18 protein-coding genes are annotated in these 22,590 nt (G+C 65.5%); 10 read left to right on the top strand and 8 right to left on the bottom strand.

Annotated elements, in window-relative coordinates; all coding sequences use genetic code 11:
* The first annotated feature begins 140 nt into the window (after positions 1-140).
* The 4 genes from OTER_RS14310 (at position 141) to OTER_RS14325 (ending at position 3,933) form a co-directional block, all read left to right on the top strand.
* Positions 141-1,364, top strand: coding sequence for a CHRD domain-containing protein (locus OTER_RS14310; protein WP_012375640.1), 1,224 nt, complete (start codon positions 141-143; stop codon positions 1,362-1,364).
* A gap of 165 nt (positions 1,365-1,529) precedes the next feature.
* A complete protein-coding gene (pxpB, locus tag OTER_RS14315) occupies positions 1,530-2,252 on the top strand; it encodes a 5-oxoprolinase subunit PxpB (protein ID WP_012375641.1) in 723 nt (240 codons plus the stop codon).
* Positions 2,249-3,199 (top strand): 5-oxoprolinase subunit C family protein, encoded by a 951-nt coding sequence (locus OTER_RS14320; protein ID WP_202795977.1) that lies wholly within the window; start codon positions 2,249-2,251, stop codon positions 3,197-3,199. The genes pxpB and OTER_RS14320 overlap by 4 nt, the downstream gene beginning before the upstream one ends.
* Positions 3,196-3,933, top strand: coding sequence for a 5-oxoprolinase subunit PxpA (locus OTER_RS14325; RefSeq protein WP_012375643.1), 738 nt, complete (start codon positions 3,196-3,198; stop codon positions 3,931-3,933). The genes OTER_RS14320 and OTER_RS14325 overlap by 4 nt, the downstream gene beginning before the upstream one ends.
* 79 nt (positions 3,934-4,012) lie before the next feature.
* Here the strand turns inward: OTER_RS14325 and hisF are convergent, their stop codons facing one another.
* The 3 genes from hisF to rho form a co-directional block, all read right to left on the bottom strand.
* The gene (hisF, locus tag OTER_RS14330) at positions 4,013-4,774 is read right to left on the bottom strand and encodes an imidazole glycerol phosphate synthase subunit HisF (protein ID WP_012375644.1); all 762 of its coding nucleotides are present in this window, start codon (positions 4,772-4,774) and stop codon (positions 4,013-4,015) included.
* 109 nt (positions 4,775-4,883) lie between these two features.
* Positions 4,884-6,644, bottom strand: a complete 1,761-nt coding sequence (locus OTER_RS14335) for a hypothetical protein (protein ID WP_012375645.1) — start codon at positions 6,642-6,644, stop codon at positions 4,884-4,886.
* Positions 6,645-6,857: 213 nt separating this feature from the next.
* Positions 6,858-8,096, bottom strand: a complete 1,239-nt coding sequence (gene rho / locus OTER_RS14340) for a transcription termination factor Rho (RefSeq protein ID WP_012375646.1) — start codon at positions 8,094-8,096, stop codon at positions 6,858-6,860.
* Positions 8,097-8,193: 97 nt separating this feature from the next.
* Between rho and acs the strand changes: the two genes are divergently transcribed.
* The gene (gene acs / locus OTER_RS14345) at positions 8,194-10,143 is read left to right on the top strand and encodes an acetate--CoA ligase (protein ID WP_012375647.1); all 1,950 of its coding nucleotides are present in this window, start codon (positions 8,194-8,196) and stop codon (positions 10,141-10,143) included.
* A gap of 211 nt (positions 10,144-10,354) precedes the next feature.
* Here acs and OTER_RS24225 read toward each other — a convergent pair whose 3' ends face one another.
* Positions 10,355-11,101, bottom strand: coding sequence for a response regulator (locus OTER_RS24225; protein WP_012375648.1), 747 nt, complete (start codon positions 11,099-11,101; stop codon positions 10,355-10,357).
* 184 nt (positions 11,102-11,285) lie between these two features.
* Here OTER_RS24225 and OTER_RS14355 point away from each other — a divergent pair, with 184 nt between their 5' ends.
* Positions 11,286-12,230, top strand: coding sequence for a ring-cleaving dioxygenase (locus tag OTER_RS14355; RefSeq protein ID WP_012375649.1), 945 nt, complete (start codon positions 11,286-11,288; stop codon positions 12,228-12,230).
* 25 nt (positions 12,231-12,255) lie between these two features.
* On the opposite strand, the gene OTER_RS14360 is transcribed toward OTER_RS14355, so the two are convergent.
* The 4 genes from OTER_RS14360 to OTER_RS14375 form a co-directional block, all read right to left on the bottom strand.
* Positions 12,256-13,038: a response regulator gene (locus tag OTER_RS14360; protein ID WP_012375650.1), complete on the bottom strand. Its 783-nt coding sequence runs from the start codon at positions 13,036-13,038 to the stop codon at positions 12,256-12,258.
* On the bottom strand, positions 13,035-15,929 hold the full coding sequence (locus tag OTER_RS24230; protein WP_012375651.1) for a hybrid sensor histidine kinase/response regulator: 2,895 nt from the start codon (positions 15,927-15,929) through the stop codon (positions 13,035-13,037). Before OTER_RS24230 ends, OTER_RS14360 begins: the two co-directional genes overlap by 4 nt.
* A 308-nt stretch (positions 15,930-16,237) precedes the next feature.
* Positions 16,238-17,581, bottom strand: coding sequence for a signal recognition particle protein (ffh, locus tag OTER_RS14370; RefSeq protein ID WP_012375652.1), 1,344 nt, complete (start codon positions 17,579-17,581; stop codon positions 16,238-16,240).
* 139 nt (positions 17,582-17,720) lie between these two features.
* Positions 17,721-18,089, bottom strand: coding sequence for a response regulator (locus OTER_RS14375; protein WP_012375653.1), 369 nt, complete (start codon positions 18,087-18,089; stop codon positions 17,721-17,723).
* A gap of 119 nt (positions 18,090-18,208) precedes the next feature.
* Here OTER_RS14375 and OTER_RS14380 point away from each other — a divergent pair, with 119 nt between their 5' ends.
* From OTER_RS14380 to OTER_RS14395, 4 genes are all read left to right on the top strand, one after another.
* Positions 18,209-18,697 carry an Lrp/AsnC family transcriptional regulator gene (locus OTER_RS14380; RefSeq protein ID WP_012375654.1) on the top strand — a complete coding sequence of 163 codons (489 nt, stop codon included), beginning with the start codon at positions 18,209-18,211 and terminating at the stop codon, positions 18,695-18,697.
* Positions 18,698-18,715: 18 nt separating this feature from the next.
* Positions 18,716-19,903 carry a pyridoxal phosphate-dependent aminotransferase gene (locus OTER_RS14385; RefSeq protein ID WP_012375655.1) on the top strand — a complete coding sequence of 396 codons (1,188 nt, stop codon included), beginning with the start codon at positions 18,716-18,718 and terminating at the stop codon, positions 19,901-19,903.
* 215 nt (positions 19,904-20,118) lie between these two features.
* The gene (gene der, locus OTER_RS14390; RefSeq protein ID WP_012375656.1) at positions 20,119-21,624 is read left to right on the top strand and encodes a ribosome biogenesis GTPase Der; all 1,506 of its coding nucleotides are present in this window, start codon (positions 20,119-20,121) and stop codon (positions 21,622-21,624) included.
* Positions 21,605-22,516 (top strand): hypothetical protein, encoded by a 912-nt coding sequence (locus tag OTER_RS14395; protein WP_012375657.1) that lies wholly within the window; start codon positions 21,605-21,607, stop codon positions 22,514-22,516. The genes der and OTER_RS14395 overlap by 20 nt, the downstream gene beginning before the upstream one ends.
* Positions 22,517-22,590: the final 74 nt, after the last annotated feature.

The raw sequence follows: 22,590 nt of genomic DNA on the forward strand, positions 1-22,590 counted from the left end.
ATGTTTCTGTCCAACTTGTTACCGTAAGCGTTTCGCGCTCCGGGCGGCGTGAATGTTGGGTGGATGGCGCCGGACGCGCGTGGCCGAGACCGTCGCGAATTCCTCGCTTCGCCCCCGCCACGCTGTCGGCGAACCCATCCATGAACAACACACGGTTTCTCGGCTTCCGCTTGCTGGGCGCACTCGGCGCCTTGTCTCTGGTTCCGGTGTCGGCGCAGATCGTAGAACTGCGCGCGACGATCAACGCACAACAGGAAACGACCGCGAGTGCATCCCCCGCCACGGGCACGGCGGTGATGCTCTACGACGTCGCGACAAACAAATTCGATCTCACGGTGACGATCGAGAATTTCGCCAACCCGATCACCAATTCGCACATCCACGAAGGAGCCGTCGGAGTGGCGGGCGGGGTGGTGACCGGGCTGGGCGCCGAGGCGGTCTACCAACGCAGCGGTAACACGGTGACGGCGACCTTCGCCGGGGTGACCCACGGCGGCTCGCCGGCGACGCTGCTCAGCGGTGGCGCGTACTACAACGTGCATTCGGCCACGTATCCGGGCGGCGAGGTCCGCGGGCAGTTGCTGCCGCAGCCGGTGAAACTGGTGGCCGTGCTCGACGGCGCTCACGAGAGCACGCCGAACACCTCGACCGCCGTCGGCGCGGCGCTCATTACCTTTCAACCGGACACGAAAAAGATCACCACGCGGATCAACGTCTATCGTTTCACCAACCCGCTCACTAACTCCCATTACCATGAAGCCGACCCTGGCACGGCCGGCGGAGTCGTGCACGGGCTCGGCGGCGCGAGCGTCTACACGCGGACCGGCGATTCTTACGGCGCGGTGTTTGCGGACCAAACCTATGGCGGCGATACGGTGAAACTGCTCGCCGGCGGTGCGTATCTCAACGTGCACAGCGACGTCTATCCCGGGGGCGAGATCCGCGGCCAGGTGCAGGTGAGCAATCGGACGACGGAGTCGCGGCTGGTGAATGTCTCAAACCGCGGCTGGGTCGGCACCGGCGACCAGGTGCTGATCACGGGTTTCGTGATCGAGGGCGGGGAACCGCTGCGAGTGCTGGTGACCGCGCGCGGGCAGTCGCTCGCGGCCGCCGGCGTGACCGGCGTGCTCGCGGATCCGATGGTGTCGCTGCACGACGCGCAGAGCCGCCAGCTCCTCACCAATGACAAGTTCACCGAAACGTTCGGGGCCGGCGAGTTGCCCGCCATCGGTTATGGGCCGAGCAACCTGGACGAGGCGGCGCTCCTCGTGATCCTGCCTCCCGGCGCTTACACCGCGATCACCAGCGGAGTCGGCGGCACCACGGGCATCGCGATCTCCGAAGCCTACGAGGTGCAACCGTAGCGCGCGTTGAGCGATGGGCGCCGGACGGGAGACCGGCCGGCGCCGGCTGGACATATCTCATTTTTCCGCAGACCCGCGGGCGCCCGGCCCATGTCACAAAGGTGAGATGGGCCGGCGCGTATTTTTACTTTGTTTCCCGGCGAGCAATCACGCATAGGTTGAGTCATGATTTTTGCGCCGTCGGGCGATTCGTCGGTGGTGGTGACCTTGGGAGCCACGTTGGACGAATCGACGCTGGCGCGGGTGCGGGCACTGGCGGCAGAACTCGAGCGGGCCCCTGACGCGGGCATCATCGATGTCGTGCCGGCCTATGCGACGGTCGCGGTTTACTACGAGCCGAGTACGGCCAGCGGCACGGACGAGACGCCGTATCAGCACATCTGTGGCGTGATCGAAGCGTGTGCGGCGAAGGTCGAGCACGGCTGGCCGGATCTCGTGCGGCAAAAGCTCGGGGCTGCGGGACGGGACGCGCCGCAGGCGATCGAGATTCCCGTGTGCTACACAGGGGAGTTCGCGCCCGATCTGGCGGAGGTGGCGCGTCATTGCGGGCTCGCGCCGACCGAGGTGAGCGCGCTGCACAGCGGGGCGGACTATCACGTACACGCGGTGGGATTCTCGCCCGGGTTCGCGTATCTCGGCGGGCTGCCGGAGAAGCTCTTCACGCCGCGGCGGCCGACGCCGCGCACGCAGGTGCCGGCGGGATCCGTGGGGATCGGCTGGATGCACACGGGTGTGTATCCGCTCGCTACTCCCGGTGGCTGGCAATTGATCGGTCGCACGCCGCTTATCCTGTTCCGCCTCGACGAGGCGAATCCCGCGCGGTTGCGGGTGGGCGATCACGTGAAGTTCCGGACGATCACGGCCGAGGAGTTTGCGCGATGGAAATGAGGATCATTCGCGCCGGCCAGTTGACGACAGTGCAGGATCTGGGACGGTGCGGACTGCGCGCGGCCGGGGTGCCGTTGAGTGGGGCGATGGATCCCTTCGCGCTGCGCATCGCCAACGCCCTGGTGGGTAATTCCGAGTTGGCGGCGGCGCTGGAATTCACCCTGGTCGGACCGGAAATCGAGTTCACGGCCGAGGCACGCGTCGCGCTCACCGGAGTCGAGTGCGACGGCTTCGCCGCGTGGAAGCCGGTCGTCGTTCCAGCCGGTGCGCGGGTTAATCTCAGCCGGTGTGTGCGCGGGTGCCACGGTTATCTGGCGATCGCCGGGGGTGTGGAGGTGCCGCTCGTGTTGCGGAGTCGCAGCACGTATTTGCGCGGCGGGTTCGGCGGATGGCAGGGGCGGGCGTTGCGCGACGGCGACGTGCTGCCGATCGGCGCCGCGGCGGCAATCGAGGGTACCGCGCTCGCAGGTGTGACGGGCTGGCGGATCGATCCGCGAATCCTGCCGGCGTATTCCGCGAAGGCGACAGTGCGGACGTTGCCGGGCGCGCAAGGGGAGGAGTTTGGCGGCGCGTTGTTCGAGCGGGAGTTCACGGTTGCGCCGCAATCGGATCGGATGGGGCTGCGACTGCTCGGACCCAAACTGGAGCGCAGCAACACTGCGGACCTGCTCTCGATGGCGGCGGCGCCGGGCACGATCCAAGTGCCACCGGATGGCCAGCCGCTCGCGCTCATGGCGGACGCCCAGACGATCGGGGGCTATCCACAGGTTGCGCACGTGATCAGCGTCGATCTGCCGGTGCTGGCACAGCTGCGGCCCGGTGACACGGTGCGGTTCGCGCCGGTGACGCTCGCCGAGGCGCACCGGCTCGCGCAGGCGCGGGAGCACGCCGTGGCGATGCTGCGCGAGGGGCTCGCCGAGAAACTGGGCGCGCACCCGCAGCCGTGACGAGCCTCGATCTGAATTGCGACTTGGGGGAGGGCGGGGCGCACGATGCGGAATTGATGCCGTTGATCAGCTCGGCGAACATCGCGTGCGGCGCGCATGCGGGCGACGCGCAGACGATGCAAGCGGCGGTCGCCCTGGCGCAGCGGCACGGCGTCGCGATCGGCGCGCATCCGGGTTTTGCGGATCGCGAATATTTTGGCCGGCGCGAGTTGGAGCTGCCGCCGAGCGGAATCGAGCGGCTCGTCGGGGAGCAGGTGAACGCCTTGCGCGCGCTTGCACCGCTGCGGCACGTGAAGCCGCACGGCGGACTCTACAACCGGGCGGCGTGCGATCGCGCGTGCGCGGAAGCTGTCGCTCGCGCGGTGCGGGCGGTGGATCCAGCGCTCGTGCTTTATGCGCTGGCGGGCAGCGAACTGGTGCGCGCCGGCCGCGCGGCGGGTTTGCGGGTGGCGGAAGAGGTGTTTGCCGATCGCACGTATCGCGCCGACGGCTCGCTCACGCCGCGTTCGGAGCCGGGGGCGCTGATCGAAAGTGAGGACGCCATGGTCGTGCAGGTGCTGCAGGTCGTGCGCGAGGGGATCGTGAGATCGATCGACGGCGTGGACGTGAAGATCGTGGCGGACACGGTGTGCCTGCACGGTGACGGCTCGCAGGTGGTGGCGTTTGCGCGCAGACTGCGCACCGCGCTTGAGAGCGCGGGCATCGAGATCGCGGCGATGGCTGCGGCTCGGTAGCGGCAGGTCTCTGCCTGCCCGCGGGTCGGGGCGCGTTGGCCGGCAGGCAGGGACGCCTGCCGCCACGATGGCTGGCGTACTACGACCGGACGGGCACGCCACGCTGGCCAAGGAAGGCCTTCGCTTGGGCGATCGTGTAGGTGCCGAAGTGGAAAATGCTCGCCGCCAGCACGGCGCTGGCGTGGCCCTGATCGAGCACGTCCGCCAGATGTTGGAGCGTGCCGGCGCCGCCGCTGGCGATGACCGGCACGCTAACGGCGTCGCTCACGCCCCGAGTCAGCTCCAGGTCGTAGCCATCGCCCGTCCCGTCACGGTCCATGCTCGTGAGTAGGATTTCGCCGGCGCCGAGTTCCACCGCGCGGCGAGCCCACGCGATCGCATCAAGCTCGGTGGGATTGCGGCCGCCGTGCGTGTAGACGCGCCACGATTGGCCGTCGGGTTCGCGTTTCGCGTCGATCGCGACGACGATGCACTGCACCCCGAACCGCTCCGCGGCGTCCGCGATGAGCTGCGGGTTCTTGATCGCGGCGGTGTTGAGCGAAACCTTGTCGGCACCGGCTTTCAGCATCGTCTCGATGTCCGCGACCGTGCGCAGACCGCCGCCGACGGTGAGCGGCATGAAGCATTGTTCGGCGGTCGCGGCGACGACGTCATGCATGATCTTCCGCTCATCGCTGGAGGCGGTGATATCGAGGAAGATGAGTTCGTCGGCGCCCTGCGCATCGTAGGCGCGCGCGCAGGCCACCGGGTCGCCCGCGTCGCGCAGTTGCTGGAACCTGACCCCTTTGACGACGCGGCCGGCGTTGACGTCGAGGCAGGGGATGATCCGGCGAGAGAGCATGGAGGAAAGTAACAAGGATCAAGGGGCAAGTAACAAGCGGGGACGCAAAACAGTCCGGGCTCCTGTTACTTGATACTTGTCTCTTGTTACTTGCGGCGCGCTGCGCCGTTCAACTGTCGATCAGCGCGACGTCGGGATCGAAGTTAACGATCAGCCGGTAGACGTGGCCGGGACGCATGATCAGCGGATGATCGCGCACGAGATACTGCAGATAGTGAATCTTGCCGTAGTTCGTGCGGTAGGTCGCATCCGCGCTGACCACTTCGGTCTCGCGCCAAGTCGCCTGAAAATCGTCCTTCGCCACAGTGCAGCGATGGCCCTGCGGCCCGAGCGTGAGCGAGCCGGGCAGCCGGTAGGTCGAATGCGGCGCCGCGATCGCGAGAGCGTAGCGGAACTTGTCCAGCTGCACCTGCTGCTTCACGAGGTAGGCGAACTCCGCGCTGATCTTGTTGCCGGAGAAAGTCCACTGGACCTTCACGCTGCCGAGATTGCGCACCAGCTCCTCGTTGGTGTTGATCAGCTCCGGCTGCTCGTAGCGGAAGTAGAAGCTGTTGCGCAGGCCGAGGCCCGTGACGCAGTTCTTCCCATAGAACGCCGGCAGCGTCACCTGGTCGCCGAACGTGAGTTCGGGCAGCATGATCGGCAGATAGACGTTGTTCGGCCAGTCGAACACGCCCGGCGTGTGCGGGAACGGCAGCGTATCCGAGGTCAGGTGACTGCCGGAGCTGACGAGCGGGATCTGGGCATGCAGCCCGCTTTCCGCGTCGCGGTAGAGAAACAGGCCCTGCTCCTTGCGGTTCGATTTGTCGAAGATGACGAAGCGGCCGCTGGTGCGGATCGGCTCGGTCTTCGGCGTGCCGGCGGGGAGCTGCACGGTCTTCGCGAGCCGCGACCACTGGCAGAGGTAGCGGGCGGCATCGAAGTTGGCCATCCGCGTCGTGTGGCGCTCGTAGGCGGTGCGCTCCTGGTCGCGAAGGTCGAGGTAGCCGTGCTCCTGGTCGAGGTAAGTGCCGTAGAAGAACAGGAACAGCCGGCGCAGGATGTCGAAATACTTCGTCTTCTGGTCGTCCGGAATCCAGCCGTCACGCAGGCCCTGCAGGATAAGGCTGATGCAGTGCATCTGGCCGTAGGCGCCGCACGCGCGGCCGAACGCCCAGCCGAGTCCGTCCGCGCGGACGAGGTCCGGCATCATGCGGATGTATTTCTCGGCGTAGGTGCGGAGCGTCGGGAGCTTCCGGTCGCGCACGCCGCTGTTGGCGTGGAGCTGCAGCGCGGAGCGCGTGAAGACGAACGTCATCACGCCGTAGAGATTGAAATTGCCGCCGAAGCCGGTGGTGGCGTCGTCGAAGAAGCCGGCCGAACTGGTCTGCTGGATGCGATCGCACATCCGCTCGATCAACCGCGAGGTCTCGTCCTTCTTCGAGAGGCCGAAGCTGAAGCGCGCGACCGCCTTGGCGATGTTGAAGGCCTGCCAGTGGTTATCGTAGTCGCTGCGGTGGAGGAGTGCCTTGTCGATGCGCTCGCGGGTTTCCTCGACGAGCCGTTCCCAGACGGGATTGCGCTCCTTGGAGGGGCCGAAGCAGAGCAGGCCGAGCGCCGCGTAAGCGAGCCCGTTTTCCGTGGCGGGCTCGGTGAAGATTTGCGCCGTGATGCAGCGGGCTGCGAGATCGATCAGATCGTGGCCCTTGAGGGTGGTCTCGCCGGTGCCGCGGTAGAATTCGCCGAGCGCGAAGGCGACGTGGCCGGGTTCATCGGAGCGGGCTTGCTCTCCTTCCACAGGCAGGAGCGTGCCGTCGGGTTGAATGGATTCGAGATTGTGGGCCAGCATCGATCTGGCCATGTCGAGACATTGCTCGGAAAAACTGTGCATGCGGTGAGTTTGGCGTGGGAATCGGCGGGCCGGCGCGGCTGCCGTGAGAAGGGAATGAATCTCAGGAGAATCCGAAGCGGGGCAAGAGGGAAGTTCGGGGAAATGCGGCGCGCAGGATGGAACCTATAGGACCAATAAGCCCCATAGGACCCAGGGAACGGGGCCGCGCTCGCGGGCGGCGCTGGCGTGAACTTCGCCGGCCGGGGGCCAGCCCTACCGCTGAATCAGCTTCAGGAACTCGGCGTTGGTTTTCGTCTTCGAGAGTCGCGCGATCATTGTTTCGGTCGACTCCTCGATCTTCTGCTGCACCAGCGCGCGGCGGAAGAAATGGATCCCCTCGAGCGTCTTCGCGTCGATCAGGAGCTCTTCCTTGCGGGTGCCCGAGGCCGCGACGTTGATCGCGGGCCAGAGCCGCATCTCGGCGCACTTGCGATCGAGCACGAGCTCCATGTTGCCGGTGCCTTTGAACTCCTGGAAAATCACGTCATCCATCCGGCTGCCGGTCTCGACCAGGACGGAGGCGATGATGGTGAGCGAGCCGGCTTCCTCGGTCTTGCGCGCGGAGGCGAAGAGCTGGCGCGGTTTTTCCAACGCGCGGACGTCCAAGCCGCCGGAGCCGGTGCGACCGCTGTTGCGTGCCGTGTTATGCGCGCGCGCGAGCCGCGTGATCGAATCGAGGAACAGCACGACGTCGCGGCCGACCTCGACGAGCCGCTTGGCGCGCTCGATGCAAAGGTCCGCGATCCGGAGGTGATTTTCGATCTGCTCGTCATTGGACGAAGCCCACACCTCGGCGGGCACGCTGCGCTTGAAGTCGGTGACTTCCTCCGGGCGCTCGTCGACCAGCAGGATCATGACGAAGCACTCGGGATTGTTCTCCAGCACGCCCAGCGCCATGTCGCGGAGCAGGGTGGTCTTGCCGGTGCGGGGCGGCGCGACGATCAGGCCGCGCGTGCCCTTGCCGATCGGGCAGAACAGGTCGACGGCGCGGGTGGTCATGCGGCCGTCCTTCATTTCCATCTTCAGGTGCTGATTCGGCGAGATGGTCGTCAGCGTGGTGAACTCGAACTTCCCGCGACGTTCCTCGAGCGGGATGCCGTCGACGGTTTCGATAAACCGCATTTTCGGGTTCGGAAAACGGCCGTCAGGCGGGAACGCCGTGCCGCCGATCATCGAACCCTGTTTCAGCTTGAACCGGCGGATGAGTTCTTTCGGGACAAAGGGGTCGGTCGGGCGGCGTTTGCCGCCGCGGCTGATGTCGATCAACTGGCCGTTGCCGCCGCGCTGGAGGTCGATGTCGAGGACGCCCTCGACTTGGATCGTTTCGACCGGAGCGGGGGCCGGCGCGGTCGCGACCGCGGAGCGAGCAGCGTCAGGAGAGGGGGCAGTATCAGCGGCGGCGTTTTCCGGCGCAGGGGTGTCCACGGGGGCGGACGCGTTTTTCTTTTCCATACGAAGGTATTAGATGTGCTCCTCCACTTGACGCCGAGAACTCATAGGTGAATAAGTGCCGCGCTTTGCGTTCTTAAACCCTACAATCCGCCACGACGTGACAGACCAGACGATTACCTCAGTATCCCGGGAGCACCGGTTAATCAGGCCTTCGGCCGAGTTCAAAGCCCAAGCCAACCTTGGGAGCGATGCAACTTACAAAAGGCTCTATGCGGAGTCTGTCAACTCCCCAGAGGAATTCTGGGGGCGGCAGGCGAAGGAGCATCTGGTCTGGCGCAAACCGTTTAAGAAGGTTCTGCGGTGGTCGCCGCCGCATGCGGAGTGGTTCTTGGGCGGGAAGTTAAACGTCTCGGAAAACTGTCTCGACCGCCACCTCGGCACTGCGCGCGAGAACAAGGCCGCGCTGATCTTTGAGGGTGAACCCGGCGACGTGCGGACGATCACGTACAAGCAGCTGCATTTCCACGTCTGCCGACTCGCGCACATTTTCGAGAACATGGGCATCGGCGCCGGCGATCGGGTCGCGATTTACATGCCGATGATCCCCGAGGCGGTGATGGCGATGCTGGCGTGCGCGCGCGTCGGCGCGATCCACACCGTGGTGTTCGGCGGGTTCAGCCCGGAAGCGCTCAAGGACCGGATCAACGACTGCCAGGCGAAGCTCGTGATCACCGCCGACGGCGGCTGGCGGCGCGGCAAGATCGTCGAGCTGAAGGCGAATGTCGACCGCGCCCTCGAAGGCGCGCCGAGCGTGCAAACCGTCATGGTGGTGAGGCGCTGCGGCAACGAGATCACCATGGTCGACGGTCGCGATGTCTGGTGGAAGGAGGCGTGGCTCGGCGCGCCGAATACGCATGAGGCGAAGGGCTTCGATGCGGAACATCCGCTGTTCATCCTCTACACCAGCGGCTCGACAGGAAAACCGAAAGGCGTCCTGCACACCAGCGCGGGCTACCTGCTTGGCTGCAAGTTGAGCTCCCAATACGTTTTCGATCTCAAGGAAAACGACCGCTATTTCTGCTCCGCCGACATCGGCTGGGTAACCGGCCACAGCTACGTCGTCTACGGGCTGCTCTCCAACGGCGCGACGATCTTCATCTACGAAGGCGCGCCCAATCATCCTGAGCCGGATCGTTTCTGGCAGATGATCGACCGGCACGGATTGACGATCCTCTACACCGCGCCGACGGCGATCCGCGCGTTCATGCGTTGGGGCGACAACTACGTGCTGCGGCACCGGCTCGACTCGCTCCGGCTGCTTGGGTCGGTGGGCGAGCCGATCAATCCGGAAGCGTGGATGTGGTATCACCGGATGATCGGCAAAAAACGGTGTCCGATCGTCGACACGTGGTGGCAGACCGAAACGGGCGCGATCATGATCGCACCGCTGCCGGGGCTCACTCCGCTGAAACCGGGCTCGGCCACGCGGCCGTTTTTCGGCGTGGTGGCCAAGGTCGTCGACGAGCGCGGTCGCGAAGTGCCGCGCAACACCGGCGGGAAGTTGGTCATCACCAAACCATGGCCGTCGATGCTTCGCACGCTCTGGGGCGACGACGAGCGGTACAAGAAGGCGTATTGGAGCGAGATCAAGGACGTGTATTTCACCGGCGACGGCGCGCGCCAGGACGAGGACGGCTACTTCTGGATCGTCGGCCGGATCGACGACGTGCTCAACGTTTCGGGACACCGCATCGGCACCGCGGAAGTGGAGAGCGCGCTCGTCTCGCATCCGGCGGTCGCCGAGGCCGCAGCGGTCGGACGGCCCGACGAGTTCAAGGGCCAGGCGCTCGTGGTATTCGTTTGCCTGAAGGCGGGACACACGGCTACGGACCCGCTCAAGGAGGAACTGCGCAGCCACGTCGCGAAGGAGATCGGTTCGCTGGCGCGGCCTGACGTGATCCGGTTCGCCGCAGCGCTGCCGAAGACGCGCAGCGGAAAAATCATGCGACGGATCCTCAAGGAGATCGCCACCGGCGGAATCGTGAAAGGCGATACGACGACGCTTGAAGATTTCAGCGTGGTCGCGAGCCTGCAGGCGGAGGAGTAGGAGGATCGGACCTTCTCGCGCAGTCGTGTAGCAGGATGGGGCGCGTGGCCTCAACGCGCTCGGTTTTCTGTGGCCTCCGCCCGTGGGGCCGGCGCTCGCCTGCGGTGAGCCGGTCGAATCCGCCGCCGGCCGGGAGCACGAAAGTTTCGCGGCTGCCGGTGAACGGCAGGCCGACGCACACGTGCTTCTCAGGAAGCGGGAATAGGCCCGTTCAGCCCGGCAATCCCAGACGCGCTGCGATACGGTTGAGTTCGGCTTCGACGCCTTTCAACTCTTCCGCCACTTCGAGCGGCGAGGGGGCCAGCATGTCTCCGTGCTGTTCGCAATAATTGCGGGTAAATGACGCTTCGACCAATTCCATTTCCTGCCCCAGCACGCGCAAGCTGAGGTTCGCGCACGCGCCGCGGAGCGCGTTCGATTCGATGGTGGCGCGCGTGAATTCCTGCGGTGTTTGCGCCTGCCGGGCCGAGTCCATCCACGCGCGGACTTTGCCCAGGAGAGCGGTGACCAGCTGCGTCACGGCACCAGGGGGTACCCCGAGGCGTTGCGCGATGTCCGCCGTCGGGTCCGCGGCGGTGCGCGCCGCTTTCTCGGCGGCGGTGCTGCGGATTTTTTCGAGCACGGCTTCCCGGCTGTAGGGCTTCACGAGGTAGTGGCGCACTCCGAGCTGCGCCGCGCGAACGACGGATTGCCGGTCCTTGACAGCCGTGCAGAGAATGACGGACAGGTTGCGCAGAGCCGCCACCCCCCGAATGCGTTCCACGAGCGCCAGCCCGTCGAGCCTCGTCGCGGCCAGGTCGATGATCGCGAGATCGAAGGTCTGGCCGGATTCGCGCAGCATCGTCCACGCTTCTTCGCCATCATACACCTCCGTGAGGTCGTGGCCCGGATCGAGGGCGGTGATCCGCCGCATCAAGTCGCGGTTGGTGCTGTCATCGTCGGCAAGCAGAATGTTCATGCGCAGATGCAGACCTGAATCGGCTGTTGTCGACGGAAGTTGATGGGCAATGCGGGCCTTCGCGGCGGGTGTTCATTTGCGCGCCCGGCGCCATCCGAGAGCGGACCAAACCTTCCCGCCCGCCCGGGCCGATCCGCTGGTCGGCCCCGGCTGGAAAAATCGCCGCGCGCATGCACATTGCCGCATGCTGCAACTGTCCGGAATTCATCACCTCACTGCGGTCACGGCGGCCGCGTCCCGGAATCACGCCTTCTACACCCGCGCGCTCGGAATGCGGCTGGTGAAGAAGTCGGTGAACCAGGATGACGTGTCCGCGTATCACCTGTTCTATGCCGATGGTGCCGGTTCGCCCGGCACGGACCTGACGTTCTTCGACTGGCCGGCGGCGCGGGAGCGGCGCGGCACGCACAGCATCGTCCGCACGGGACTGCGTGTGGCCGACGAGGCGACGCTCCGGTGGTGGGTCGAGCGGCTCACGGCGGAAGGCGTGCGACCGCAGTCGATCGCCGCGATCGACGGCCGGCTGACGGTCGAGTTCGAGGATTTCGAGGGACAGCGGCTGGCGCTGATCGTCGACGCACAGCCGCGCGAACCAGCGCGGCCGTGGAACAAGAGCCCGGTGCCGGCAGAACGGCAGATCCTGGGCCTGGGACCGATTACCCTCAGCGTGCCGGCGCTCGCACCGACCGATGCGGTACTTACCCAGGTGATGAACTTGCGACCCGGCCGGGAGTATGTGCAGGGCGAGGCCAAGGTGCACGTGTATGAAATGGGGCCGGGCGGCGCGGCGGCGGAGCTGCACGTGATCGTGCAGCCGAACCTGCCGGCGGCGCGACTCGGTGCGGGCGGCGTACACCACGTGGCGTTCCGGACGACCCGGGCCGACTACGAGGCTTGGGGGCAACGCCTGCAGGAGCTACATATTCCCTCCAGCGGGCCGGTCGACCGGTTCTACTTCCAGAGTCTCTATTTTCGTGAGCCGAACGGGATCCTGTTCGAGATCGCAACGGATGAACCCGGGTTTGCCGCGGACGAGCCGCTCGAACACCTTGGCGAAAAGCTCGCGCTGCCGCCGTTTCTCGAAGGACGCCGCCCAGAAATCGAGGCCGGGCTGAAGCCCCTCGCGTAGCGACGACGCAACGTCCGGGCGTGGCTTACGCGCACGCGCGGAGCGCCGTGCGTACCTTGCCGCTGTCGAGCGGCTTGAGCAGGTAGCTGTCGATGTGCAGATGGCTCAAGGCGACGATCTTGTCGCGATCGCGCAGCCCGGATACGACCGCGATCCGCAACGCATGCAGCTGTGGATCCTGCCGGATCTGCCGGATCAGTTCGAGACCGTCCATTCCCGGCATTTGCAGATCGATGAAGCAGATATCCGGCGCCGGGTTTTTCCGCAGCAGTTCCAACGCCTTGAGACCGTCTTCGGCCTCGATCACGCTCCAGTAGTCCTCTTCCTTCGCCATCGCGGCGAGGGCCGCGCGGGCGACATTGTCGTCGTCAACGACCAGGGCGACCTTGCTCAGCAGATTGCGCAGTCCACTGGAATCCTCGTCCGGATCGGGGATCGTGGCGAGAATCGGCCGGAGCACGCTGAGGATTCGCTCCGTCTCGAACGGTTTCAGCAGGTAACCGTCGATCGCGAGCTTGGCTAGTGCCAGAATGGTGGCCCGGTCGCGGTTGCCGGAAGCGATGACGACGCGCAAGCCGCGCAGATCGGGATCATCGCGGATCCGTCGGAGGAATTCGACGCCGCCGATTTTCGGCATCTGGAGATCGACGATGCATAGCTGCGGGCGAAAACCACGGCGAAGCAGGTCCAGCGCCTTCTGGCCGTCGATCGCCTCGTGGATTTTCCAGGACGACTCGGCGCCCAGAATTTCGCGGAGCGCGGTGCGTTCGATCGCCTCGTCTTCGACGATGAGGATTTGCTTGCTCATGGGGAAAGTTTCGCGGGCGCTGCGGCGGTCCGGCTGGCGCGTACCTTTTCATACTCCTGCTCGATCTGCCCGAGCAGCGCGGCGAGCGCGGCGGGCGTTGCGGTCAGCGCCTGCGCCTCGACCGACGCGGCGAGCTCGCTCATCCGGACCGCGTCGACATAGCGCGCGGCGCTCTTGAGCGCGTGGGCGGTGCCGCCCAAGCCGTTGCGATCACCGGCTTCGAGCCCGGCGCGCATCGCCGTGATCCGCTTCGGCGCGTCCTCGTGAAAAATCGCGATCAGCTGCTGCTTCGTGCGGTCGGGCAGTGCGGGGGCGGCCGGCGCCGAGGCCGGTTCCTCGAGCAGTTTGAGCAACTCGGCCTCGCTCAATCCGGTGGGCGGCACGGAGGCGGAGGGGGAGGGCGTCGAAACCGCGGGCAGAACCACGCCGCGCTCGCGCAGCCGGTCGATGGCGCGATCGATCGCGGCGGCGAGCGTTTCGCGGCGCAACGGCTTGGTGATGCAATCGTCCATGCCATTATCGAGAAATTCCTTTCGGCTGACCTCCGACGCGTTGGCCGAGGCGGCGCAGACGTAGATCTTCGGATCGAGCGCGCCGTTCGCCGGGTCGCGCAGCATCCGGGTTGCGCTGACGCCATCGAGCACCGGCATCCGGCCATCCATCAGCACGAAGTCGAACGGTTTCGAGCGCAGCAGATCGAGCGCGAGCGCGCCGTTTTCGGCGAAGGTGACCTCGTGGCCGAGGTCGATCAAGAACTCGCCGGCGACGAGCCGGTTGGCGCGATCGTCCTCGGCGCAAAGCACACGGAGCCGTGCCTTGGAGCGGAGGTCCGGGGCTTTGGCGGTGGCGGCTGGCACCACCACGTCGCTGCGGGGGCGTGCGAGCGGCACGACGAACGTGAACGTGGCGCCACGGCCCGGTTCACTCTCGACGCTCACCGAGCCATTCATAGATTCGGCGAGCGCTTTCACGATGGAGAGACCGAGGCCCGTGCCGCCGTACCGTCGCGTGGTCGACACGTCGGCCTGCTCAAACTTTTCGAAGAGCCGAAGCTGCGTCGCCTGGTCGATGCCACAGCCGGTGTCACGCACCGCGATGAGGAACACGACGGACTCCTTGCGCACCTCGGGACAGGTGAGCGTGACGGTGATGCTGCCGGATTCGGTAAACTTGAGGGCGTTGTTCTGCAGGTTGTCCACCACTTGCCGCAACCGGACCGGGTCACCGACGAGGACCTCTGGCATGTTGGCGCTGAAGATGTGCTTGAACTCGAGTTTTTTCGCCTCGGCGCGGAGCCGGGCGGCTTCGCAGACGTTCTTGAACACCTCGCGCGGCCGGAAGGGCACGGCTTCGATGCGGAGTTTGCCGGCCTCGATCTTTGCCGTGTCGAGAATGTCGTCGAGGATGCGCAGCAGCGACTCGGCACTGTCGCGGGCGACCGCGGTGTATTCGCGGAGCAGGTGCGCGGGCGGATTATTGCGCAACAGGTCGAGCACCCCGATCACGCCGGCAAGCGGTGTGCGGAGCTCATGGCTCATCACCGCGAGGAAATCGCTCTTCGCCTTGGTCGCGCGCTCAGCGGCGTCGCGGGCCAGCTCGAGCCGCTGCGCGCTTTCGCGCAGGTGCTCCTGCGCCACGAAGGAGCCGAGCACGAGCAGGAACACGAGCAGGACGATGAACGTCACCGGCAATCGGGCGGCCCGGACCTCCGCGGCCCACCGGTGGGCGGACACATCGAGGTCGAGATGGATGCTGCGCCCGGCGCCGAGATCGAGGAGCGGTACCGAGCCGGTGACCCATTCCCCCCAGCGGTCGGCGATCGGTCCGAGGACAAATGGCTGTCGCTCCGCGAGCGACCCGAGGTAAACCGGATCGGCTTCATCGTAGAGCTGTCCTGGCGGCGAATAGTCCGGCGAATCGGGCGATTCGGAGTCGACGAGAAACCGCACTTGCCCGTGCGCGAGGCCCATCAACATCGCGAAGCGCAGGTCGGGATTGGCCGAGCGCATCGCGGTGAACACGCGTTTCAATTTCGCATAGCTTTCCCGCGTGAGGTCGGTTTCATCCCAGTGCAGCGCGCGAATGGCTGCGATGTCGAGCGACGCGGCGGCGAGCTTGGTGCGCAGCAGGATTTGTTCGCGCATCGCCCGGTCCTTGGCGGCGCTGACCTCGTTCGCGACGAGGATACCGCCGGCCAGCAGCAGGAGAACGGTCACGAAACAAAGATACCGACGGCGGCGCCACGCACGGGCGGCAGGCGCGCCGAGTTTGCGCTGGTGAGCGATGGCGTAGCCGGCATAGAGCGGCAGCGTGAGCAGAATGACCGCGGCCAGTTCGATCGCTGCCGGCACCGCTTGGCCGGCACCTACGAGGTCGAGCCGGGCTCGATAGGGCTCCGGCAGCGCGGACATCAACGCGTAGACGGGAAGAATCAGTCCAATCAGCCGCAGTCGTTTCGCTTCGTCGGTGACCGAAACCCGCGCGCGCCGGAACTGCCACACGGACGCCCAGCCGCCGCTGACCACCGCGGCCAACGCGATGAGCAGGCTAACCGTCGCCGTGCCGGCGAGGGCGGTCATTCCGCCGATCGCCACCGTTGCGCCCACATACCAGCGGCGCGGCGCAGGCGCGTGCAGCAAAAACCGATACCGCCGCGCAAACTCGAACAGCCCGATCACTGCGACCATTTGCAGGCCGGTCTGAGCGAGCTCGAGCGGGCGGGAGGTTTGGGTGCCGAGCGCGGCAATGGCGAGCCAGTTGAGCCCGGCATGAGCCAGCAAAAACAGCCCGAGCCATCGCCACGAAGGCTCGTCGCGTCCGAGAACACTCAGCCCAATCGCGGTGGCGACCAGCAGCCCGCTTCCGGCCAGCAGAATGAAATCAACATTCACGGGCAGGAATGCACAAGCGATCGCGCCGGGTGCGGACTAGCAGCCGGGCCGTTGAAGCGGGCGGAACACATGAGGACACTCCCTCATCGTCGCGCGCCGTACGGCCTGAAGGGCCAGATGCACGATCTTTTAAAGAATCGCGCGCCCTATTAGCCGGAAAAATTTCTGGAAGGCCCGCGCAAGTAACGCTAGACAGGGATAAACCGGAGGTGACACCACGCGGCGCGAAGACCAGAGCGGGGCAACCGGACGTTCATCCCGGGTCGCCCCGGCGGGCCCCCGACTCCCGAATTACGACCAATTTAGGATCAGAAGCCCGGCATGCCGCCCTTGCCGCGCATGGCCTCGAGCTGGCGCATCATCTTCTTGCCGCCGCCGCCTTTGAACATGCGCATCATCTTCTGCATTTCGGAGAACTGTTTCAGGAGCTGGTTGACCTCGACGATCTTCGTGCCCGAGCCGTCGGCGATCCGCTTGCGGCGACTGCCATTGAGGATCTCGGGCTTCCGCCGTTCCTGAAAGGTCATGGACTTGATGATCGCTTCGGTGCGGGCCATCTGCTTGTCCGCGCCTTCGGGCAGCTGCATGCCGCTCATGCCGGGCAGCATCCCCACGATGCTCTGCATCGAGCCCATCTTTTTCACCTGCTGCATCTGCGCGAGGAAGTCCTCCAAATTGAAGTCCGCCTTGCGGAGCTTCTCCGCCATCTTCTCGGCGTCCTTCTGGTCGATCGTCTCCTGCGCTTTTTCAACGAGCGACACGACGTCGCCCATGCCAAGGATCCGCGAAGCCAGCCGGTCGGGATGAAACGGTTCGAAGTCCGCCGTTTTTTCACCCGTGCCGACGAATTTGATCGGCACGCCGGTGATCGTCTTGATCGACAGCGCCGCGCCCCCGCGCGCATCGCCGTCCATCTTCGTGAGGACCAGTCCGGTGAGCTGCAGCGCATCGTGAAACGCCTTCGCGACGTTGACCGCTTCCTGACCGAGCGCGCCGTCCGCCACCAGCAGCACTTCGTCGGGCTGTACGCGCGCCCGGAGCCGCTTCACTTCCTCGATGAGATCCTGGTCGATCTGCAACCGGCCGGCGGTGTCGAAAATGATGCAATCAGCCGTCGCCGCCTGGGCCTCCGCGAGCGCCGCGCTGCCGATCGCGGGCACGTCCTTCGAGACGCGATCCGCGTAGAAACCGAGCTCCTCCTGCTTCGCGAGAATCTCGAGCTGGTCGATGGCGGCGGGGCGATACACGTCGCACGCGACGACGAATGGCCGATACCCGCGCTTCTTGAGCAGCTTGCCCAATTTCGCCGTGGACGTCGTTTTGCCCGAGCCGTGGAGACCCACCATCAGCACCTTCAGCGGCCGCTCGCCGGAGAGCGCCGTGGTACCTTCGCCGAGCAAGCGGACCAGTTCGTCGTGGATGATCTTGATGACCTGCTGGCCGGGCGCGATGCCTTTGGTGACCTGCTGGCCGACGGCCTGCTGCTGGACGCGTTCGACGAACTCGCGCGCGACCTTGAAATGGACGTCGGCGGAGAGGAGGGCGGAGCGCACTTCCTTGAGCGCTTCCGCCATGTTTTCCTCGGACAGGGTGCCGACGCCGCGAAGGTTGCGCAGGGCTTGGCCCAGTTTCTCGGTGAGCGATTCGAACATGGAAGGGAGATGAGAAACCACGAATGAGTGCGAATGCACTCAAATTTCCAGCGCGGACCGGGATTCCACGCCGCGTCGGCGAGCCACAAGCGCGGAGATGAACCGCGACTGCTCACGGGCGGGACGCCCGTGCCAGAGCTCACGCCACCGCGGCGCGGATCTTTTCGCGCAAGCCCGCCGTGTCGTAGGGCTTCACGACGTAGTGGGTGATTCCCAGCCGGACCGCCTTGGCGACCGTTTCTCGATCGGACAGGCCGGTGCATAGGATCACGGGCATCATCCGCAGCGCGGGGACTGATCGCATCCGCTCGACCAGCGCGATTCCGTCGACCACGGGCATCTTCACGTCGATGACGCAGACGTCGAACTCCTGCCCGGGCTCGGTCAGCAGCCACCACGCCTCGGCGCCGTCCCCGGCCGGCGTGATCTGCACATAGGGTTCCGCCGCGAAGATGTCCTGCAGCAAACGGCGGCAGGCCTCTTCATCATCGACGACGAGAATTTTCATGGGGATCGAGCGGGTGGGGCGTTCCCTTCGTCACAAAAGCACAGTGGCTTAAACAATTTAGGTCGGGATGATTTCGCTCTGGTCAAAGCGGCGGTCTTCCCGGATAACGCCGGTCCCGTATGAATCCTGTTCTACAGCTCTTGATCGAAGGCGGCAGCCTCACGACCAGCCAGATGGCGACGGTCATGGGGTTGACTGAGGCCGAAGTTCAACAGCACCTGGAACAGCTGAAAAAAGATAAAATCTTCCTCGGCTGGCATCCGGTGCTCGATCTTTCGCACGAAGCCGCCGCCGCCGCCGCCGTTCGCGCGGTCATCGAGGTCAAGATCACCCCGGAACGCGGGGGAGGATTCAACCGGCTCGCCGACCGGCTGGCGCGATTCGATGAAGTCGAGTCCTGCTACCTGATGTCGGGCGGCTACGACCTGCTGGTGTTCGTCCGGGGCGCGTCGCTGCAGAAAGTGGCGGCGTTCGTGTCCGAGAAGCTGTCGACGATCGAGGGCGTGCTCTCGACCTCCACCCATTTCATGCTTCGCTGCTACAAGGAGCAGGGTTTCCTGCTCAGCGACGGCGAGAGCAACAGCAGCCGGCTCAACGTCTCGCCCTAACCGGCGGACCGCACTCCCATGAGCAACGACCCGAAACGTTGGGTGGCGGGACACGTGTCCGTGCTGCCGAAGAGTGGCATTCGCGACTTCTTTGAGCTCGTCGCGAAGATGAAGGGCCAGGATGTGATTTCGCTCGGCGTCGGCGAGCCCGACTTCGTCACGCCGTGGCACATCCGCGAAGCCGCGATCTACGCGTTGGAGCGGGGCAAGACCTACTACACGTCGAACCTCGGCACGCCGGAACTGCGCAAGGCGATCGCCGGCTACGTGGCCGAGCATTTTCACATCGGCTATCGGCCGGAGGACCAGATCATCGTGACCGTCGGCGTGAGCGAGGCACTCGATCTCGCCTGCCGCGCGTTCATCAATCCGGGCGACAAGGTGATGTTTCACCAGCCCTGCTACGTGAGCTATCACCCGAGCATCGCGCTGACGCACGGCGAGCCGATCGCGGTGCCGACGTATGCGAAAGATGGATTCGCACTCACTGCCGCGGCGCTGCGCGAGGCGTGGCAGCCCGGCGCGAAGATGCTGATGCTGAACCTGCCGACGAATCCGACCGGCGGCACGTGCACGAAGAAACAACTCACCGAGATCGCGGAGTTCTGCCGCGAGAAAGACCTGCTGGTGCTGACGGACGAGATCTATTCCGAGCTCACGTTCGACGGCACGCACACCAGCATCGCCAGCCTGCCGGGCATGGCCGAGCGCACAATCTTCCTGCACGGTTTCTCGAAGGCGTTCGCGATGACCGGCTGGCGGATCGGCTATGCATGTGGTCCGGCCACGCTGATCGACGCGATGATGAAGGTGCATCAGTATACGATGCTCTGCGCGTCGATCGTCGCGCAGGAAGCGGCGCTCGAAGCGCTGCAGCACGGCTGGGACGACGTCCTCAAGATGCGCGAGCAGTATCATCGCCGGCGCGATCTGATCGTCCGCCGGTTCAACGAAATCGGGCTCACGTGTCACTCGCCGCGCGGCAGCTTTTATGCGTTTCCCGACGTGGCGAAGACCGGGCTCTCGGAGAAGGATTTCGCCGTCGGGCTGCTGCAGCAGGAGAGAGTCGCGGTCGTGCCGGGCAACGCGTTCGGCGTGAATGGCACTGGCCACGTCCGCGCCTGCTTCGCGACGAGCTACGAGCAGATTGTCGAAGCCTGCGACCGGATCGAACGCTTCGTTGCTCAAGGCCGCGCTAAGCGGTAGGAACTCCCCGGCTGAGTTTCCCATCTGTAGGGCCGGCGCTTGCCGCCGGCCGGGCATTGCCACCCGCTTCTACTTCCCGGCTGCCGGTGAACGGCAGCCCTACAAAGGACCCGCTGTCTCGTCGCGGTCGACGAAGAGAAACACGTTAGCCGTCGCTGAAGCTTTAGGCTGGGCTAGCGCGGCCTAAAGCTTTCTGCTTACCGCTTATCGCCTCCATGAACCGCACCGTTGCCATCGTCGGCCGACCCAACGTCGGCAAGAGCCGCCTCTTCAACCGGCTGGCGCGGAAGCGCATTTCCATCGTTCACGACCAGCCGGGCGTGACCCGCGACGTCGTTTCCACCGATATCGCCGACGGCGGCTACACGCTGCTCGACACGGGCGGCATCGGTTATCGCGGCAGCGACACGCCGGCGGCGCTGACCGCCGCGTCGGAGGAGCAGGTCGAGTTCGCGATCGCGACGGCGGCGCTGATCCTGTTCGTGGTCGACGGACTCGACGGGATCAGCGGGCTGGACGCGAAGATCGCGGAGCGGCTGCGCAAGAGCGGCAAGCCGGTGCGGCTCGTCGTCAACAAGGCCGATTTCGACGACGAGAAAATCGACCTCGCCGAGGTTTACCGGCTCGGCCTGGGCGAACCGCTGCGGGTCTCGGCGGAACACGGACGCGGTGAGTCGGAGCTGCGCGCGGCCATCATCGAGGCGCTCGGAACGGCCCCGGAGATCGAAGAAGCGCGCGATCCGCAGAAGCCACTGGGCGTGTGCTTCATCGGCCGGCCGAACGTCGGCAAGTCGTCGCTCAGCAACCGGCTGCTGCAGAGCGACCGACTGATCGTGAGCGAGGTGCCGGGCACGACGCGCGACGCGATCGAGCTGCCCTTCGAGTTCATCGGCCGCGACGGCAAAAGCTATCCGTTCCGGCTGATCGATACGGCGGGGATCAAGGCGGCGACGAAGCTGGCCTCGCCGGTGGAGTATTTTTCGCGGCTGCGTTCGCTCGACGCGATCAAGGAGACCGACGTCGTGTTCCTCGTGCTCGACGCGCTGGAAGGCGTGACGCAGCAGGACAAAGCGATCGCGGGCGAGGCGGTGAAGGAGCACAAGCCGATCGTGCTCGTGGTGAACAAGTGGGATCTCGTGAAGCGGGCGTTCAAGGAGCGCGGCGCGTTCGAGCCCTACAAGAGCGAGCGCGACTATCGCGAAAAATACGAGAAGGCGCTCTTCGACCGGCTGTATTTCACGCCGGGGTCGCCGGTAATCTTCGTCTCGGCGGTGAGCGGCTACGAAGTCGACCGGATGCTCAACGCGGCCGTGAAGGTGAACCGGATGATGGACGCGAAGCTGCCGACGGCGAAGCTCAACCGCGCGATCGAGTTCCTCACCGAGCGCACGCCGCCGCCGGCGATCGGCGGCAAGCGATTCCGCGTCTACTACGCCACGCAGACCGGCAACCGGCCGTTCCGAATCCGGCTGTTCTGCAATCGCGAGGAACAGTTGAGCGAGCAGTATCGCCGGTATCTCGAGGCGGGGCTGGTCGACGAATTCGGGCTCGCGGGCTGTCCGATCTACTTCGATCTGGTGGGCAAGCCGAAGCACGAGCCGGGCACGTCGTTCTCGGCCATGCGCGAGGCGCAGGAGCAATTGCGACAGAAGAAACCTGCGGCGAAATGGCGGGCGGCGGAACAGTCCGAGGAACCCTCTCATGAAACTCTCGAAGATTGATTACCGCGGTGGCGATGCGCTGCTGCTCGCGTCGCGCGCGCTCGAACTGGTGGCAACGACGGCGGTGGGACCGCGGGTCATCTCACTGCGCTCGTTTGCCGGCAAAAAGCGGAACCTGTTCATCGAGCTGCCCAACGCGCCGCGACTGCACGGCTACGCCTTGCGCGGTGGCCATCGGCTCTGGCATTCGCCCGAGCACATCGTCCGCACGTATCAGCCCGACGACTCGCCGCTCGAGATCAAGCCGCTGCCGAAAGGCGTGGCGCTGACGCAGCCGATGGAGGTCAAGACCGGGCTGGTGAAGGGAATGAGGCTTGAGCTCCTCGGAGAGCGGACGATCAAGGTGACGCACACGCTGACCAACCGCGGAGTGTGGGCGGTGGAGTGCGCGCCGTGGGCGTTGACGATGCTGCGGCCGGGCGGCTATGGCGTGTTGCCGCTGCTGCCGAAGGGCAATCACGCCGACGGCGATCTGCTGCCGAACGCGACGCTGATTCCCTGGACCTACACGGACCTGTCGCAGCCGGTGTGGGAGCTGCATCGGGATTTCATCGGGATTAACGTGGCGAAGGCGACCGAGCCCCAGAAGCTCGGCATCTCGAATTATCCCGGCTGGTCCGCCTACTGGAACGAAGGCGCGACGTTCGTGAAATATGCGCCCGTGGTGCCGGGCGCCACGTATCCGGATCTGGGCTGTGCCTTCGAGACGTTCACGAACGGCGAGATGATCGAGTTTGAAACGCTAGGTGTGTTCGGTCCGCTCGCCCCGGGCAAGACGATGACGCATGTCGAACACTGGACGGTGCTGGACGGACTCGTGCGGCCGAACACCGACGCGGCGTTTGCGAAGCTCGCGGCCGCGGTGAAACTGTGGGTGCGAAGTCTGAGGTAGGGCGCGGACTCCGCTCCGCGCCGTGACCCGTCGACGCGCGCGGCGGTGAACGGAGTCACCGCCCTACGATCCCA

The organism is Opitutus terrae PB90-1 (genome assembly GCF_000019965.1).
Lineage (GTDB): Bacteria > Verrucomicrobiota > Verrucomicrobiia > Opitutales > Opitutaceae > Opitutus > Opitutus terrae.

Bases quoted from the DNA above. Each gene is read 5' to 3' on its own strand.
- OTER_RS14375 (WP_012375653.1), bottom strand. From the start codon at position 18,089: ATGAAAATTCTCGTCGTCGATGATGAAGAGGCCTGCCGCCGTTTGCTG.
- OTER_RS14310 (WP_012375640.1), top strand. From the start codon at position 141: ATGAACAACACACGGTTTCTCGGCTTCCGCTTGCTGGGCGCACTCGGC.
- hisF (WP_012375644.1), bottom strand. From the start codon at position 4,774: ATGCTCTCTCGCCGGATCATCCCCTGCCTCGACGTCAACGCCGGCCGC.
- OTER_RS14360 (WP_012375650.1), bottom strand. From the start codon at position 13,038: ATGAGCAAGCAAATCCTCATCGTCGAAGACGAGGCGATCGAACGCACC.
- OTER_RS14395 (WP_012375657.1), top strand. From the start codon at position 21,605: ATGAAACTCTCGAAGATTGATTACCGCGGTGGCGATGCGCTGCTGCTC.
- OTER_RS14380 (WP_012375654.1), top strand. From the start codon at position 18,209: ATGAATCCTGTTCTACAGCTCTTGATCGAAGGCGGCAGCCTCACGACC.
- OTER_RS14320 (WP_202795977.1), top strand. From the start codon at position 2,249: ATGAGGATCATTCGCGCCGGCCAGTTGACGACAGTGCAGGATCTGGGA.
- der (WP_012375656.1), top strand. From the start codon at position 20,119: ATGAACCGCACCGTTGCCATCGTCGGCCGACCCAACGTCGGCAAGAGC.
- OTER_RS14335 (WP_012375645.1), bottom strand. From the start codon at position 6,644: ATGCACAGTTTTTCCGAGCAATGTCTCGACATGGCCAGATCGATGCTG.
- OTER_RS14355 (WP_012375649.1), top strand. From the start codon at position 11,286: ATGCTGCAACTGTCCGGAATTCATCACCTCACTGCGGTCACGGCGGCC.
- OTER_RS24225 (WP_012375648.1), bottom strand. From the start codon at position 11,101: ATGAACATTCTGCTTGCCGACGATGACAGCACCAACCGCGACTTGATG.
- pxpB (WP_012375641.1), top strand. From the start codon at position 1,530: ATGATTTTTGCGCCGTCGGGCGATTCGTCGGTGGTGGTGACCTTGGGA.
- OTER_RS14385 (WP_012375655.1), top strand. From the start codon at position 18,716: ATGAGCAACGACCCGAAACGTTGGGTGGCGGGACACGTGTCCGTGCTG.
- ffh (WP_012375652.1), bottom strand. From the start codon at position 17,581: ATGTTCGAATCGCTCACCGAGAAACTGGGCCAAGCCCTGCGCAACCTT.
- rho (WP_012375646.1), bottom strand. From the start codon at position 8,096: ATGGAAAAGAAAAACGCGTCCGCCCCCGTGGACACCCCTGCGCCGGAA.